The following is a 16,753-nucleotide window of genomic DNA, read 5'->3' as shown; positions in this document are numbered from 1 at the left end:
GTTACTGACCGATATGACATACCATCAGCCATACAAATGGAAATAAGAGGGTATTCCGATGATGGAATCCCTCTCTTCGCTTTGTCTCTGATCACTTTCAAGGTAATTCGTTATCTGATGCCGAAGCCCTTCAATTCTGGATTCCTCAGATTTAGGAAGTCAAGCGTTCGACTTTTTTACTACACATCCAGCACGAACCTTGAATTCTCGCTTTCGACAGCCTGCAAAAAGGTTAGAATCCGTTCTTAGATGAAATATTTATTCATTGGAAATGATGAAACACTTAGGCATCTCGTTTACGGTAAAATACAATAGCTACTGTAATAAAGATAACTGTCCATAACATTGTAATACCTGTCCCTTGCATTACTGTAAGGGCATTTATTTTATCAGAGGAAGGCGGCATATACATATAAGATCCTGCCGTATCCGGAAAATAATTTTTAATACTAGGTAGAAAATCTCTCGACAATGGACTGACAATGAAATAATAACTAAGCAGTATCACTAAAGCAGGAGTGGTTCGTCTCAGTAAAGCACCTATAGCTGCACTGAGAAGTGTGGTTAATGTTAGATAGCCTGTTGCGCCTACTAATGCTTCTATCATTGTGTCTATTTCAATCACTACTGCTGTGTCCCTCATCATTATAAAAGTATATAGCACACCTGATGCAGCAATAATAAACGCCATAGGAACGGTTATAATTGCCAATGCCAAATACTTCGTGGATAGTTGAAACCCACGCCAAGGTATCGTAGTTAATGTAGTTCGAATCTGTCCACCGGTATACTCCGAACAAGTAGCTAAGATCCCAAGAATAATGAACCCTGCTTGAAGATATCCCATAGAAGAAAGTCCTATATTCAGTATACTTTGCGTCCCTGCTGCACCTTGTAGACCAACCGAAGTAAAAGCTGCGGCTAAAAGTAAATTAAGAATGAATGTACCCATAAGAGTGAGCCATGTCAATGATAATGTTACTAATTTATCCAGTTCAGCACGAAGGATTTGTGTTATCTTTCTACTAGAGGGGACACTCATGCTGCAACGTCCCTCCTATGGAATACAATAGCTGCAGCAATGAAAAGAACGACTACCCAGGCAGACATGACTAAGCCGCCTGTGAACGGGGTGAGAAATCTGTCGCTCAGAAACATAAACATTTCAAGGCCAGCCCTATCCGGTAAGTATAACGCTAACTTTGTAACCTTAGAAAACAGGAAACTAAATGATACAACAGATGTATTTATGATGAGCACAGCAAGCGGAATAGTGCCATTCTTAGTTAGAACAGTAATCCCAAATGCTAAAAGAGCAGTGAATGTCCAGTAACAAACTGCACCGAGCAGTTTAGACCATTCAAATGCAGGGGTATACTCACCAAGAACTAGATGCGAGGCTGACACAGTTGTCATTATAGCAACAATACAAAGCAGTATACTGATTACTGTCACAGCGCCTGCTTTTGCCAGCAAAAAATGAAGTCTCGATGAAACAACCGTTAAACTTGTTGTAATCTGTTGTCCTCCGCCAGATTCACTGCTCTCTGTCAAATACTCGCTACTGACAGCAAGCACACCAAGAATGATGACACCTTGTACACCAAGAGCTAATCCAATATAGCCAACTTCCAATAGCCGTGTGCTGACTCCAGCTATAATATCCTCTTTTTGTGCTATACTGTCTAAGGCAGCTATGACCGCAGGGGAAAATGCTCCAATAAGAAAGGCAAGCCAAATGCCCGGCAGGGAGAACAATTTAGATAGTTCCGCGTTGAATGCTCTCATACAACATCACCTGCATGTTCAGATGTCCGGGCAAAAAAAGCTTTCTCCAGCGTGGAATGGTTACCTATTACTTCATCCAATGTTCCATCTGCAACGATTGTTCCATGCTTAATAATGACCACATCATCAACAGTCTCTGCAAGCTCTCCTATTAAATGACTGGATAGTAACACCGTGTTGCCAGACTCAGCACGTTCACGTAAAAATGTCCGGATCCAACGAATTCCTTCCGGGTCGAGCCCATTTACTGGTTCATCTAGAACCAATATTTGGGGATCACCCAGTAGTGCAGCCGCCATTCCAAGTCTTCTCCCCATGCCAAGCGAATAATTCCCAACTCTTTTGTCAGCTGCATTAGTAAGACCCACTATTTCCAGAACTTCCTCGACACGTGAACTAGGTAATCCTGCGGCACGAGCAATCCAACGTAAATGGGCCCTTCCTGTTCGCCTACGATGAGCTCCAGATCCATCCAGTGCGGCACCTACTGTTGCTAGAGGATTATGTAATTCTGCGAATGGCTTGCCATTAATGAGTGCACTCCCTGAGGTGGCACGATCTAATCCAAGCAGGATGCGTAGTGTAGAACTTTTCCCTGCCCCATTCGGACCTAAAAAACCAGTCACTCTACCAGGTCTCGCTTTAAAACTGATACCTGATAAGATTTGTTGAGTTCCGCGATATTTGACTAAGTTATTAATGGTAAGCAACCATAACACTTCCTTTCCGTTATGGTTCCAATTATATAGAAGCAAAGTTACATCACAGCTATCATGTGGTTTACTTCTGGATTACCTTTAGGTTAAGCCCTTGCAATAGCTACACTTGTGCCATTTTCATTTGATGTAAAGTTCGCTTTCAGATTCATTTTTTTCAACATATAATTACAAGTCGATAAACCAATCCCCGCCCCACGCTCATAGGAAGAGTTATCCAAACCTGGACCTCTGTCTGCAATAATGATCTGTTCTTTTTCTACATCAACCACAATGTTTGCATATTTTCCCTCTGCTGCATGGCGAAGAATATTCTGAAATAAATTATCCAAAACCCGTGTCATCCAATTAGGATCTGCTTCCCAATAAAAAGTCTCCTCTGCCGGTAAATCAACATCGAGCTGAATTTCTTTATCTTCAAACACAGGATACCACGCAGCAACAGATGCTCTTACTAAACGTACAATATCTGTTGAAACGGGCCCAAAAGGATGTTTCCCTGATGTAAGCAATGTATAGGACAGTAAATCATCCATTAGATCTCCGACTCTTGTAATCGTATGGTTAATCTCTGTTAACGAGTTTTGTCCTTCGAAACTCATGGATTCTTTATTTAAACTGGTGACATGTCCTCTCAAAATGGTAAGTGGCGTTCGTAAGTCGTGAGATAAATTCGCAATGAGTCGATGTCGTAATAATTCCTCTTCAAATGCTCGCTTGCGACTGTCTTCAAGCTGCTGAATCATCCAATTAAAAGAAATTCCTAACTGGTCTATCTCATCCATGCGATCCGATTGAACAGATATGGGTTTAGGAAATGAATTATTTTTAGCTGAAAATGACATGACTTCCTGTAAGCGGGCGAGACGTTTTTGAAGTTTCAAGAAGAACAGCCAAGATAATATAACAAATGCTACAATAATAAAACCAAACAAAAGTATGGTAACGTAAAATAGATTTAACGTGTTCAGAACTTTTTCATTCATATCAGAAATCCCAAAAAACGCACTGAAGAAAATAAGTGAAATGGGAGGAAAAAAGATAAATAGAAAATGCACTTTTAGAAAACGATGAAATAATGATCTATTCTGTTTCATAGTTTCACCCGATAGCCTATTCCCTTCAACGTTTCAATAATCTCTGAGGAATCCGGATGACGTTCTAATTTTTGTCGCAGTCGATGGATATGCACCATTAATGTTTTATCACCAGTTATATAAGCTTCTTCCCAAATAGCTTCATAAATTTGTTCTTTTGTTAAAACTTGATTAGGGTGGCGTAAGAAGTACATTAAGATTTGATGCTGTTTCCCTGTTAATATAATTTCTTCTCCTGTGCGTTTGTCAAATATCATTTGAGCTTCTGGATCTACTTCAATCTGATTTCCTAATGAAATGCGTTCGGATTTTGTTCCACCATTACGACGGATTAATACTTCTAATCTTGCAACTAATTCATCTGTATGGAATGGTTTCGTTAAGTAGTCATCAGCAAATTGTAAACCATCTACTTTATCATCTATCGATGTTCGAGCAGTTAACAGCAAAATAGGAACAGCAGGAGCTGCCTTCTTTAATCGTCTTCCCACAGTAAATCCGTCTAAACCGGGTAACATGATATCCAAAATAACGATTTCATGCTGATTGACTTCTCTTTCGGCTCCTTCACCAGTTAGCAGCCACTGAACTGAAAACCCTCGCTGTTCCAATTCTTCCTTTACCCAACTGCCTATTTTCTCATTATCTTCAATGTATAATACGTTTCTTTTCAAGTAACATCACTCTCTCTACATAGTATTAATAAATGCAGAACCCGAACCAATCGCATTGACAAACCTCCAGGTTGCTTCATCGTCAAGCCAATTATCCCACTCCTCGTTCCATACTTTTTCATATATTATCATAATTGGGTTCCGAAATATGAAACTCGTACCAAAAACAGGCATTATCGGAATATTAGACGAGCTGCTTCCTGAAATGTAGACAGCTTGATCCTGAACGGCAACATGAAGAAGGAGCAGATGCCACAAGCAGAATGCTCCTTTATTTTGTTAAACTATTCTGCCCGTTAGTTTAATAAAAGGGCGTCTGCCGTCGTCGATGAAATCATATCGGGAATGTTATCAAGTTTTTGCATTGTATTTCCACAAGAGCTTGATTATGGCTCTAAGCAGAAAGCAGGTGAATGGCAGCCTGACAGCCATCCAAGCGTGCTCCTAACTAGGCATCGCGCACCCAGAAATCGGTGCCCACATTGGATATCCCCCCCTCTGCGGAGCGCTCATTTCGAAACGTTCACAACTTTGTGATATTTATCACATGTAATGTGAATATTTTCACTTATAATAAAGACATAGAGAAGGTGATCACTTCCCAAAGCAACAAGAACTAACAGCAACGACATCAGAAACAACGCAATATCCCATTAATCGAAAAAATCAAAACTCATTCAAGGAGTGGTTTATATGTTTAACAACTGGCTGAGAACGAACAAATTTGCAATGTGGCTGCTGACTATCATTCGGGTCTACATCGGTTATGAATGGCTGACAGCAGGTTGGGGTAAATTGACAGGCGGCGGATTTGACGCAGGGGGCTTCCTCCAAGGCGCCATTGCCAATGCAACCGGTGATCACCCCGCTGTACAAGGCTGGTGGGCAGCGTTCCTCGAACACGCGGCATTGCCGGGCGTAAAGCTCTTCAACTTCATCATCCCGCTCGGTGAATTCCTGGTAGGTCTCGGACTCATTCTCGGTACCTTCACCACCTTCGCCGCCTTGATGGGACTGGTTATGAACGCCGCGTTCCTCTTCTCGGGCACCGTGAGCACCAACGCCCAAATGTTACTGCTTGAAGTGCTGATCATCGTCGCTGCGGCCAACGCCGGTAAAATCGGTCTCGACCGTTGGGTACTCCCTTACCTTCGTGGCCTGTGGAATAAAATGACCCACAAAACAAACCAAGATGAAGGTATCGCGCCAACACCGCTTAAAAAACGCACCGCGTAAAGATAAAGCATCAAACACGAGATGATGGAGAACCATTCGGTTCTCCATCGTCTTTTTTTCATGCCAAGAACCCATGCCAAGTTCCGACCTTTGCGAATACTGTATTTAAATACAGATTTTTGCAAATATGAATAATTTGTTGGGATGCGACATTAAATAGATCGTTGCTGTTTTTTTCGGCTTCCATCGCGCTTACGAATTTCAAATTTGCAAAAATCTGAAAACAAAAAAAGAGAATGATTATTCATGGAGGAGTGATGCTGGTGTTAATTCAATGGTTGCAATCAAGCAAAATCGCAATGTGGCTGCTGACGTTCATTCGGGTGTATGTCGGGTATAAATGGTTGACGGCAGGCTGGAGCAAGTTAACGGGAGGCTTCGATGCAAGCGGATTTATGCAGGGGGCCATCGCCAAATCCACTGGTGAGCATCCCGCAGTTCAGGATTGGTGGGCCGTATTCCTGAAGCATGCCGCGCTGCCGGGTGTCAAATGGTTCAACGTCATCATTCCGCTAGGCGAATTCCTCGTCGGACTTGGCCTCATTCTCGGCACATTCACTGTGTTCGCCGCCCTGATGGGGCTCGTGATGAACGCCGCGTATCTCTTCTCCGGTTCCATCAGTATCAATGGGCAGCTCCTATTGCTCGAATTTCTGATCATCCTCTCGGCTGCAAATGCCGGAAAGATTGGGCTCGACCGCTGGCTCATGTCCTACCTCCAAGATAAATTCACCCGCAAAGCAAAAATCAGCAGTGACCCCTCCTCTCTACAGAATCAGGCAGTCTGAAGGGCTTTAAAGTTAAATCAACACCGATGAACATTAGCTGGTTGCTATAACTAGAATCAAAAGCGGCTTGCTTCCTCTTCTGTAAGCTGCCGCTTGACTTCCCTCCTCTCAAAAAGTGGAGACTGACTCATTCTCACCGCTTAATCCGATTGACTGCCTATCTCCTCTTTGAGCTTTTTCATGCAAACTGCAGGTTACTGTTGTTTCTATTACTGTTGCTTCTCTACACAACTGCATACTGCTGCCGCCTGGCTGATGGTGCTGTTGGTGCTGGTCCGGGAAACTGCTACTGTGTTAATGTAACTGCTGCAGGCTTGTCACTACTTCTGTTGGCTGTTAGTGCTGTTGTAACAAGCTGCTGCAACCAGTTTTGTTAGTGCAACTGTTACTACTTCACTGTTCCTATTGCTGCGACTACTGCACTGCTACTCGTATGGCTGCTGCCGCAATTACTACTATCGCTACTACTTCCTGCTACTCACTGCTGCTCACTGCTGCATTGTCGCTTCCATTGCTGAAACTGCCGCTCCTGCACTATGCGAGTGCGCTACTACTGGTTGCGGCGATTACTTCTACACGGCTCCTGCAATTACTGTTGCTGCAACTACTACTGAGATTATAGTGCTACTTACCACAGCTACTGCTTCTACGACTACTACCTCTACAACTACTTCCCGCACCTGCAAACTACTTATTGCTGCAACTACTCTACTACAACACTACACCATAACTGTAACTTTAACTGTACCTCTTAACTTCTACCGACGGGTGATCGCGGCCTCAATCCCGATCATCCGTCTTTTGCTGTACGTTAACTGCGTCAACCCGTAAAATTTTTTATGATATTTATCACAAATGTGATTTTAATCACATATATTGTGATTTATTTCACTTATAATAAAGACATGAAAGAGATGATCATCTTCCTGAAACAACAACAACGCAGAACTTCAACGCACCTGAGAATTTGCAAGGAAGCTTTCATAAAAAGAAAATTCATACTTTTAAGGAGTGGTTTATATGTTTAACAACTGGCTGAGAACAAACAAATTTGCAATGTGGCTGCTGACTATCATTCGTGTCTACATCGGTTATGAATGGCTGACAGCAGGTTGGGGTAAATTGACAGGAGGATTTGACGCAGGCGGCTTCCTGCAAGGCGCGATTGCGAAGGCAGCCGGCGATCACCCCGCCGTACAAGGCTGGTGGGCAGCGTTCCTCGAACACGGAGCACTGCCAGGCGTGAAGCTCTTCAACGTCATCATCCCGCTCGGTGAATTCCTGGTAGGTCTCGGACTAATTCTCGGTACCTTCACCACCTTCGCCGCCCTGATGGGACTGGTTATGAACGCTGCGTTCCTCTTCTCGGGCACCGTGAGCACCAACGCCCAAATGTTACTGCTTGAAGTGCTGATCATCGTCGCTGCTGCCAACGCCGGTAAAATCGGTTTCGACCATTGGGTACTCCCTTACCTCCGCGGGTTGTGGAACAAAATGACCCATAAAACAACCAAAGGCGACGGAACCACGCACACACCATTCAAAAAACAAACGGCATAACATGGTAGGCAACTGTAGTTAAAAAATTCTAACCTATTGATTAGAGCGCCTGGCTTGAGCAATCAAGCCGGGTTGTTTTTTGTTATGGCAGCGTTCGAGCGTTGTTACATACAACATTGCTTAACGAGTTTACACAACATTGCTTAACGAGTACATGAGACGCTGCTTAACGTGTACATACAACATTGCTTAACGAGTGCATTGCGACACTGCTTAGCGAGTTTATACAACATTGCTTAACGAGTACATGCGAAACTGTTAACGACTTACATTTTTAGCGGACTCAGCGGACCTTATTTTGACCAAAAGCACCATTTCTTTAACACTATCGGACCAGAGATCCGTTATTCACCGAAATAGGCCATCATTTTACGGATTATCGGCAACTTAACGGATCGTGTGTCCGATAAACCCCGCAATATCGTGCCTATAGCGAAAATAACGGATCTGAGGTCCAAAGAGCGTTGTACTCATTCGAGCGCCGTTATACGTTTGAGCTTTGCATACATTTGAGCTTATGCTTACGTTCGAGCGACGTACATTACGGCACACTGCCTAGCGACTTACAATTTTAGCGGACTCAGCGGACCTTATTTTGACCAAAAGCACCATTTCTTTGACACTAACGGACCAGAGATCCGTTATTCATCGAAATAGGCCATCATTTTGCCGATTATCGGCAACTTAACGGATCGTGTGTCCGATAACCCCCGCAATATCGTGCGTATAGCAAAAATAGCGGATCTGAGGTCCAAAGAGCGTTGTACTCATTCGAGCGCCGTCATACGTTTGAGCTTTGCATACATTTGAGCTTGTGCTTACGTTCGAGCGACGTACATTACGGCACACTGCCTAGCGACCTTACAATTTTAGCGGACTCAGCGGACCTTATTTTGACCAAAAGCACCATTTCTTTAACACTATCGGACCAGAGATCCGTTATTCACCGAAATAGGCCATCATTTTACGGATTATCCGCAACTTAACGGATCGTGTGTCCGATAAACCCCGCAATATCGTGCCGATAGCGAAAATAACGGATCTGAGGTCCAAAGAGCGTTGTACTCATTCGAGCGCCGTCATACGTTTGAGCTTTGCATACATTTAAGCTTATGCTTACGTTCGAGCGACGTACATTACGGCACACTGCCTAGCGACTTACAATTTTAGCGGACTCAGCGGACCTTATTTTGACCAAAAGCACCATTTCTTTGACACTAACGGACCAGAGATCCGTTATTCACCGAAATAGGCCCTCATTTTACGGATTATCCGCAACTTAACGGATCGTGTGTCCGATAACTCCCGCAATACCGTGCGTATAGCAAAAATAGCGGATCTGAGGTCCGATACTGCGGCCCATACGGTCTGAGCAAGTGCACTGATCGGCAACTTAACGGATTCTGTGTCCGATAACTCCCGCAATACCGTGCCTATAGCAAAAATAGCGAATCTGAGGTCCGATACTGCCGGGCCGCCGACGGACTGACTAAGTACACTGGTTACCCAATAACGCCCCCCACTATCTTCTGCTTCTCCCCACAGACATCTGCCCCGACTCGCTGCCAACAGAAATCCCACACACAATCCCCTCTAAAACAACAAAAGCCGAGCTTGTGATCCAAGCCCGGCATCTCATTATTCGAATGACCAGCAGTTCAGACTCAAACTGCCATATTGGTAAGATTGAAACAATCGTTTTGCCTTGCGGCCGGTATCGGCAGCACCCATTGCATAGAACAAAGGGACAAAATGCTCCCGTCCATAAGAAGGGACAGCATCGCTGGCATGAGGCGCTTTTTTGTCAAACGCAAACAAATTATTCAGATTCCATTCCGTCAGCTGCTCCGCGATCCATTCATCGAATGCAGCCGCCCATTCATCAGGCTCATCGCTCTCATGCACCATCCGCAGATTGTGCACCAAACCGCCGCTCCCGATAATCAGGATGCCTTCCTCACGCAAATCGGACAGCATCGTACCGATGGAATATTGTTCGTGTGGCGAGCGCTTGGAGTCCACAGACAAGGCCACCACAGGAATATTCGCATCGGGGTACATTTTGCGCAGAATGACCCATACCCCATGGTCCAGTCCACGGCCAGTCACGGCTTTGGCATGCAGATTGCTTGCCTCAAAACGCTGACGAATCTGAGCAGCCAGCTCCGCACTGCCTGGGGCAGGATACGTAATCTGGTACATTTCATCCGGAAATCCGTAAAAATCATGCATCGTGCCATGCACGGCATCTTCAGTTAGCCGCTGATCCGGATCGTCCCAATGGGCAGAAAATACCGCTATGCCTCTAGGTACAGGCAGCTCCCGCCCCAATTGCTCAAGGAAGCGGGTGTACTCGTTGTCCTCCAGGGCCATCATCGGCGAACCATGGGCAATAAATAAAGCAGGTAACGTCATCGATGCCACCTCCAGCTTCAAAATCAAGGGACAACTCTATTGTACCGTTAAATCGCCCAATATGCCAAATAACTCCCTTAAATCATCCAGTGCTGCCACTCCTGCTGAATGTTCTCCTGTTCGTTCAACCAATCCCGTGTCCGCTCTAGGAGCAGCTCGCGCTGAGGCCCGGCGGAATACGTGTGATCGGCTTGGAAGATGATCTCCTTATCGCAGCGGCCTTCCTGGCGCATCCAGAACACTTTTTGGTACAAAAATGCGTAATCGACCGGAATGACTTCATCCGAGGTACCATGTATCACCAGCACATTGCCCGTAAACTTGATCGCTTCCTGGAAAGGCTGACCCTGTGCCAACGAATCGAAAAAGACCGGGGTAAACGAGTATCCCAAATAATCAGCGGTTCCCGACTTAACAGAGGTGTCGTACACATCGCGACCAGTGATTTTGACGATATCGTTGAACGGATAACCTACCGCAGACCACAGAATCAGATTCTTCACCCGCCGGTCACGAACGGCGGTCTGCAGGGCGACAGCGCCACCCAAGCTATGTCCGATGAGTGTGATGCGCGTCGGATCGACATCAGCACAGCTGAGTCCATAATCGAGAACGGAACGCGTCTGGGCAATCATCGAGTCGAGCCCCTCGCTTCCGTAATTGCCAGAGCTCTCCCCGCATCCTATATAATCGAACCGGATCACCATGTACCCGTCATCGGCAAACTCACGCGCCGTTTTGACAAACAGCCGGTCCACGCCGATCCGGCTTCCAACAAAGCCGTGGCAGATGATGACCAACGGTACCCGATTGCACCTGCCTCCTTGGGCCGCTTCCTTCAACGGGTAATGGATGGTTGCCGTAAGTTCTTCTTGATTATGCCGGATTGTAATTTGCCGCTCCATGCCGATTCCTCCTTGCGATAACACGCCTTAATCATAATATTAATAATTCCGATAAGTTTAATATGAATTAGATAAACCTATCTTAGCATCGTGATTATGGATTGTCAACGCAAATGGCAGACGGCAAACTACGTGCAAGATATGATCGTCCGATGCATGTGGAAATCGGCTATATTCCGTGGCGCCTTCTACTACAGCTCCACCGGTTATGAAACGGTCCATTCAACCACTACTTATACCACAGACAAACTTGGCATCGTTCTCCTAAACTATAGTTCCGCCCAGTTCTCCGAACCGTTCAACCTCCACTCACGGCTTTGCAAACCCCAGCATGCATCTTATCTTGTCCGCTTCAATCTTCATCAGCTTTCACACCGCATCTTCAGCCTTACTCGTAGCTCTGGCGAAACATCGCATGGGTCTCTTCTCGTCCGCTCCAATCGTTCATCCAGGTCTTCCCAATAGGGTCGTTCTCCCATAAGCTTGATACAGACAGATCTGTTTCATCATCCCCGGAGGCGTATCCCCCTTCAGGCTGGCCAAACATCCCGTCGGCTGCACTGTTACCTGCAACAACCTCTTGCCCGTTTGCCGGCACAGCGTCTCCACCATGCAATTCATCGTCATAAAAGTTAGCACTCACCTAAAGAACTCCTCCTTTTTACCCCTAAATGTTTAGAGGGTCGTCTATTGCTTCAGAATGCTTATTATTGTGAAATAGGAACGGCAGAATTATACCTGGTTCACGAAACCGACATGGATTATTTAAGCTACCTTGCATTGCAAGTATGCTGTTGTTATGATATATTGCATAACAAGGTAGCTGAAAGGGACGTCCGTTCTGTAGGGATCAAGGTTTTGCTATTCGTTATTCACAATTGTAATTCGCCATTGTCATTGCAAATTGCCATTCACTATTGCCGTTGCCATTGTCATTCTCATCCGACATCACTGTCAATTCGTCACTCGGCATTTATCATTCCCATTTGCAGCCCAGCCTAAATGCGCCCCACTACCTTGCATAGCAATATACTTGAAGGAGGATAACCCCATTCATGACCACTCAAAGTCAAATGCTAAAAGGCATTCTCGAAGGCTGCATTCTCTCGCTTATGGAGCATCGGGAGGTATATGGTTATGAGATTAGCACGCTGCTGGAAGACAGCGGACTAACGTTTGTAAGCGAAGGCAGCATTTATCCCCTGCTGCTTCGCATGCAGAAAGACCAGCTTATTGAAGGGACACTGCGGCCTGCGCCCGGTGCCGGGGGACCGCCCCGTAAATATTACAATCTAACCGCTAAAGGCCTGCACGTTCTTCAACAATTCAAGGAACATTGGGGAACGCTTAAAGATAGTGTGGACCATATTCTAACCCGTGGAGGACAATGAAGATGAATACCAAACAGATGATCAAAGAGAACAACCGACTCCAGGATGCCATGACGCCTGACAATCTTAGCTATTACCAAGACATGGTGGTCTATATCCGCAGCAGCTTCGTGCAGGAGCAAAAAGGCGAGGAACTGCTGCTTGAAATCGCCCAGCACCTCCTGGATGCCCAGGCCAAGGGCAGGAGCGCCGAGGATGTGTTCGGAAGCGATCCCGAATCCTACTGCAAGGAACTCGTGGAGCAGCTGCCAAAAATAAAAGGCCTGAGCAGTCTCCAATACCATTTCATGATCCCTTGGATTGCCTTAACCTGGTTTTTCTTCGTCCAAGCGCTGGTCGGATTCATCACGTTGTGGGCCGGAGGGCCGGTTGAGCGCATGACGCAGGTACGTATTTCCACCCTGATTTTGATAGCAGGCGGTTCCTATGTGCTTATCCACGCATTGTTAAGATGGATGAAGAGCGACACCTTCAAGCCGGAGGAGGACAAGCGCAAGATTAATGTTCGCAATATGGGGATTTATGTCGCCATCACCGTATTGATTCTGGTAGTCGGCGTGTGGCTGGGGCGGCTGCTGCCGGTTCTGACAATAGCGCCATGGATCAGTCTCGTCATATTCCTGGTCGGAATCGCCGGGACGAAACTTCTTTTTTCGAGCAAATAATACAAACTCGTCATGGATTCGCGGCCGGAGTTTAACAAAATCTTTAATATTTTTTCGATCAATGTAAACTAATGTTCTAAAGAAGATGATAGGATAAGGGTAATGTGTGGTAAGGGAGGAATATATATGTCAAAATCCAAAAAATCCGCGATTGCTGCCATCCTTGCGCTTATTCTATCGATTCAGACCGGCGTCATCGCTAACGCAGCAACTGCATCCGTATCCCAAGCTAGTTCGACCGCCGTCTCAAGCATAGCTACCGCCTTCGGCAATGCGGTGTACAACAAAGCCAGTAAACTGCTGAAAGAAACCGATGTGGCTTATGCCAAGTCTTACATCACCAAGCATATCCGCAGCGTAACCACGTATCAGGCGACCATGCTGGTGCTCAAACTGGAGAACGCGATGAATGATGCGCTCCCGGCAAAAACCGACAAGGTGTATGAAATCGGCATTCAGGATAAACTGATGAACCTGTACAAATACGGGGAGCCGATTAACACCACCATTAACAAAGCCAAGGACGACACGCTGCGCAAGGTGCTCATCAACCTGCGAGACAGCGGCTACAGACTGTATACGACCGAAGGCGTCATCTTCCCGATTATTGACTATACGACACTGAAACCATACAAGCCTTACATCAATAAGGATCTTCAAGCCTATATCGACATCATGATCGTGGAATCCGAGAAGCCTGCGGTCAGTGATGCGGCCTTGGTCATCCCTTGGTCCGAGGTTATTGAACGTGGACTTTCGCAGGAGGCTTTTATCACGGCATATCCCAAATCAAACCGGGCTGCGGATGTGAAGCTGAAGCTTCATTTTACAGAGCTAAGCTTATTCTATGGCTACAACAATACGCCGCTATTCAAGTACGAGGACAATCTGCTCGATCCGGAAGTGCGGCAAGCCTTCGATAACGTCCTTAAGGACAGCGACGCCGTCTCCAAAAGCGCTCTTCTGAAAAAGCTGAAGTCCTGGTCTGAAGTGCTTGAGAGCAACAAGGACAAGCTGACCCAGGAGGTTGAGCAATATCGTGCGAAGGCGGTTCCGCTCGACTAGACGAACGAACCACAGACCATTCCCTATGTTCAGCAGGATCACCAACCTAATGAATAGGTATGAAAAAAAGCCGGATTCCCGTTTATAGGAGAATCCGGCTTTTGATCGTGGTCTGTGCCTATTTATCGTGGCCTGTACCTCTTAAATCAGCAGATTGAACAGGTTCATGTTCTTGTTAAGCTCCGTATAATCCAGACCCTTGCGCTGCATCCGCTCTACCAGCGGACCGTAATCCTCGGGCCTTAACAGCTCGATGCCCACCAGGGCAGGTCCGTCTTCCTTGTTATGCTTCTTCGTGTATTCAAAGCGTGCGATATCGTCGTCTGGACCTAGCACTTCTTCCAGAAACTCACGGAGTGCTCCCGCACGCTGCGGGAAGTTAATCATGAAGTAATGCTTCAGCCCTTCATATATTAAGGAGCGCTCCTTGATTTCCTGCATCCGGTCGATATCGTTATTGCCGCCGCTGATGATGCATACCACCGTTTTTCCGCGAATCCGGTCCCGGTTCATATCCAGCGCAGCCACGGCCAGCGACCCGGCAGGCTCGACAACGATCGCATTCTCGTTATACAGTTCCAGAATGGTGGTGCAGGCTTTTCCTTCCGGAACCGTCACGATGTCATCGACCAACTCGCAACATATATCATAAGTCAGCTGTCCGACACGCTTCACGGCGGCGCCATCCACGAATTTGTCGATCTCATGCATCGTGACGACCTCGCCCTGCTTCTTGGATTCGATCATGGATGCGGCCCCAAGCGGTTCAACGCCAATGACTTGCGTCGCTGGGCTGACGGTTTTGACATACGTTGCCACGCCTGCGGCAAGACCCCCACCGCCAATAGTAACAAACATATAATCCGGTGCGTCCAGCTCCTCCATGACCTCCATCCCGATCGTGCCATTGCCCGCGATAATCTTCGCTTCATCAAACGGGTGAATAAAGGTCATGCCATACTCATCGCAGGCCTTGATCGCTTCAGCATAAGCATCGTCAAAGGTATCCCCTATCAGAATGACCTCAACACTGCCCCCGCCAAAACGCTTCACCTGCTTCACCTTCTGATTCGGGGTCGTACTCGGCATATAAATCTTGCCTTTAATATTCAGCGCATTACAGGAGAAAGCTACCCCTTGCGCATGGTTTCCCGCACTGGCGCACACAATTCCGTTGCCCCGTTCCTCATCCGACAAGCTGCGAATCATATTGTAAGCGCCACGGATCTTGAAGGAGCGAACCACCTGCAAGTCCTCGCGTTTCAAATACACTTCGCAGTCATACTTTGCCGATAGCACAGCGTCCCGCTGCAGCGGTGTCCGCACGATCACTTCACGAAGCACGTGGTGTGCGCGTACGATGTCCTCCATGCTGACTGCCCGTTTTGCCGTATACGTCTCTTCCATTCTCTCGATCACACTCCCACTTCGCTGCCAGGTAAACGTTGATCCTTCCGCTACCCTTATTTACGTATTTCTATCATTGTATCACTTTTCATGAAAATATCTCGCCCTTTTCTGGCAAGCTTTCGTAAAAGAGTCCATTTTCACAACAAGCATAACCCGGACGGGACGCTCCTTCGTCACCCATATGGCTACGAAGGATCGGACCTATCCCTTTAAAAAGGGTTGACTTCCTTCTAACACTTTACTACTATAAAGCATGAAAATTAACCTAAATTATAGGAGGGGTTTTAATGAAGAAGAAAGTATTGTATGGGTTATTGGCGGGTACGCTCACGCTGGGGATCGGTACAGGCGCTATGGCGTCGTCAGCTTTGGAGCCAATCAAAGCCTATTTGAACAGCAAGATCTCCCTGAAGTTAAACGGTACGGTGGTAACGCCGAAAGACGCAAACGGCAAAACCGTGCTGCCGATCACCTACAACGGCACGACGTACTTGCCTGTGCGAGCTGTAGGCGATCTGATGGACATCGACATTCGTTATGACAGCGCAACTTCTTCAGTACTGATTGGCGGCAATCAGGGATCCCCATCCGAAACCTCCAGTCCATTATCATTAAGCTCGCTCGGAGCCTCCGTATTGGGGACATCAGCCTGGCACACCAAAGATTCCAGCGATACGGTCTACAAAGGCAAGGATTATAAAGACGTTTATTTACATACCGATTCGGCCAAACAAGGCAACAGCTTCCAGATCATGACGGGTAAAAAATATGCCAAACTGCATCTTGAGCTGGCCGTGACTGGCGGTGCGCAAGAAATCGTCATTATGGACCACAACAACTCTACGCTCAAAAAGGTGTCCCTGGCTGCTGACGATGGCCTGGTCGGCGTAGACGTCGATGTATCGGCTGCCGATTTTATTTTTGTGGAGATCGTTGATGAAGGTCCGGGCACTTCCCTGTTTGTTCCTCTGACCAGTTCCTATTTGACAAAATAAGTCCTTGCGATGATTCGCGCGGGCGAAGGCCATGATATTGAAAGCCGG

At 46.5% G+C, this 16,753-nt stretch carries 17 protein-coding genes; 7 read left to right on the top strand and 10 right to left on the bottom strand.

The genetic code is table 11. The features are described from left to right. Nucleotides 1–283 precede the first annotated feature (283 nt). From AB4124_RS28345 to AB4124_RS28325, 5 genes are all read right to left on the bottom strand, one after another. Entirely contained in the window at nt 284–1,042 is a 759-nt protein-coding gene (locus tag AB4124_RS28345; protein ID WP_076325562.1) for an ABC transporter permease, read from the bottom strand. Continuing rightward, nucleotides 1,039–1,788 carry an ABC transporter permease gene (locus tag AB4124_RS28340; RefSeq protein ID WP_076325563.1) on the bottom strand — a complete coding sequence of 250 codons (750 nt, stop codon included), beginning with the start codon at nt 1,786–1,788 and terminating at the stop codon, nt 1,039–1,041. The genes AB4124_RS28345 and AB4124_RS28340 overlap by 4 nt, the downstream gene beginning before the upstream one ends. Further along, nucleotides 1,785–2,498 (bottom strand): ABC transporter ATP-binding protein, encoded by a 714-nt coding sequence (locus tag AB4124_RS28335; RefSeq protein ID WP_326098206.1) that lies wholly within the window; start codon nt 2,496–2,498, stop codon nt 1,785–1,787. Before AB4124_RS28335 ends, AB4124_RS28340 begins: the two co-directional genes overlap by 4 nt. A gap of 92 nt (nt 2,499–2,590) precedes the next feature. Next, nucleotides 2,591–3,601 carry a HAMP domain-containing sensor histidine kinase gene (locus AB4124_RS28330; protein WP_076325565.1) on the bottom strand — a complete coding sequence of 337 codons (1,011 nt, stop codon included), beginning with the start codon at nt 3,599–3,601 and terminating at the stop codon, nt 2,591–2,593. Beyond that, nucleotides 3,598–4,275 (bottom strand): response regulator transcription factor, encoded by a 678-nt coding sequence (locus AB4124_RS28325; RefSeq protein WP_076325566.1) that lies wholly within the window; start codon nt 4,273–4,275, stop codon nt 3,598–3,600. The genes AB4124_RS28330 and AB4124_RS28325 overlap by 4 nt, the downstream gene beginning before the upstream one ends. A 693-nt stretch (nt 4,276–4,968) precedes the next feature. On the opposite strand from AB4124_RS28325, the gene AB4124_RS28320 reads away from it, so the two are divergent. The 3 genes from AB4124_RS28320 (at nt 4,969) to AB4124_RS28310 (ending at nt 7,859) form a co-directional block, all read left to right on the top strand. Then, complete coding sequence (locus AB4124_RS28320; RefSeq protein WP_430108450.1) at nt 4,969–5,511, top strand: DoxX family protein; 543 nt, start codon at nt 4,969–4,971, stop codon at nt 5,509–5,511. A 263-nt stretch (nt 5,512–5,774) separates the two neighbouring features. Next, nucleotides 5,775–6,299: a DoxX family protein gene (locus AB4124_RS28315; RefSeq protein WP_083659814.1), complete on the top strand. Its 525-nt coding sequence runs from the start codon at nt 5,775–5,777 to the stop codon at nt 6,297–6,299. Nucleotides 6,300–7,319: 1,020 nt separating this feature from the next. Further along, complete coding sequence (locus tag AB4124_RS28310) at nt 7,320–7,859, top strand: DoxX family protein (protein ID WP_076325572.1); 540 nt, start codon at nt 7,320–7,322, stop codon at nt 7,857–7,859. Nucleotides 7,860–9,095: 1,236 nt separating this feature from the next. Here AB4124_RS28310 and AB4124_RS28305 read toward each other — a convergent pair. The 4 genes from AB4124_RS28305 to AB4124_RS28290 form a co-directional block, all read right to left on the bottom strand. After that, a complete protein-coding gene (locus tag AB4124_RS28305; protein WP_441974913.1) occupies nt 9,096–9,440 on the bottom strand; it encodes a hypothetical protein in 345 nt (114 codons plus the stop codon). Between the two features lie 57 nt (nt 9,441–9,497). Beyond that, nucleotides 9,498–10,274: a DODA-type extradiol aromatic ring-opening family dioxygenase gene (locus AB4124_RS28300; RefSeq protein ID WP_441974912.1), complete on the bottom strand. Its 777-nt coding sequence runs from the start codon at nt 10,272–10,274 to the stop codon at nt 9,498–9,500. A 77-nt stretch (nt 10,275–10,351) separates the two neighbouring features. Next, a complete protein-coding gene (locus AB4124_RS28295) occupies nt 10,352–11,179 on the bottom strand; it encodes an alpha/beta hydrolase (RefSeq protein ID WP_076325574.1) in 828 nt (275 codons plus the stop codon). 388 nt (nt 11,180–11,567) lie between these two features. Continuing rightward, nucleotides 11,568–11,822, bottom strand: coding sequence for a hypothetical protein (locus tag AB4124_RS28290; RefSeq protein WP_339292428.1), 255 nt, complete (start codon nt 11,820–11,822; stop codon nt 11,568–11,570). A 412-nt stretch (nt 11,823–12,234) separates the two neighbouring features. Here AB4124_RS28290 and AB4124_RS28285 point away from each other — a divergent pair, with 412 nt between their 5' ends. The 3 genes from AB4124_RS28285 (at nt 12,235) to AB4124_RS28275 (ending at nt 14,300) form a co-directional block, all read left to right on the top strand. Continuing rightward, nucleotides 12,235–12,570: a PadR family transcriptional regulator gene (locus AB4124_RS28285; RefSeq protein WP_215154639.1), complete on the top strand. Its 336-nt coding sequence runs from the start codon at nt 12,235–12,237 to the stop codon at nt 12,568–12,570. 2 nt (nt 12,571–12,572) lie between these two features. Then, entirely contained in the window at nt 12,573–13,235 is a 663-nt protein-coding gene (locus AB4124_RS28280) for a DUF1129 family protein (protein WP_441974911.1), read from the top strand. 126 nt (nt 13,236–13,361) lie between these two features. Beyond that, nucleotides 13,362–14,300, top strand: a complete 939-nt coding sequence (locus tag AB4124_RS28275) for a hypothetical protein (protein WP_441974910.1) — start codon at nt 13,362–13,364, stop codon at nt 14,298–14,300. A gap of 141 nt (nt 14,301–14,441) precedes the next feature. Here AB4124_RS28275 and ilvA read toward each other — a convergent pair whose 3' ends face one another. Further along, nucleotides 14,442–15,707, bottom strand: coding sequence for a threonine ammonia-lyase IlvA (ilvA, locus tag AB4124_RS28270; RefSeq protein ID WP_076325579.1), 1,266 nt, complete (start codon nt 15,705–15,707; stop codon nt 14,442–14,444). A 290-nt stretch (nt 15,708–15,997) separates the two neighbouring features. Between ilvA and AB4124_RS28265 the strand changes: the two genes are divergently transcribed. Further along, a complete protein-coding gene (locus AB4124_RS28265) occupies nt 15,998–16,705 on the top strand; it encodes a hypothetical protein (protein ID WP_441974909.1) in 708 nt (235 codons plus the stop codon). Nucleotides 16,706–16,753: the final 48 nt, after the last annotated feature.

The sequence above is a fragment of the Paenibacillus sp. 2KB_20 genome, from assembly GCF_052115765.1.
GTDB lineage: Bacteria > Bacillota > Bacilli > Paenibacillales > Paenibacillaceae > Paenibacillus_AQ.
This window is presented reverse-complemented; position numbering and strand designations above follow the sequence as displayed.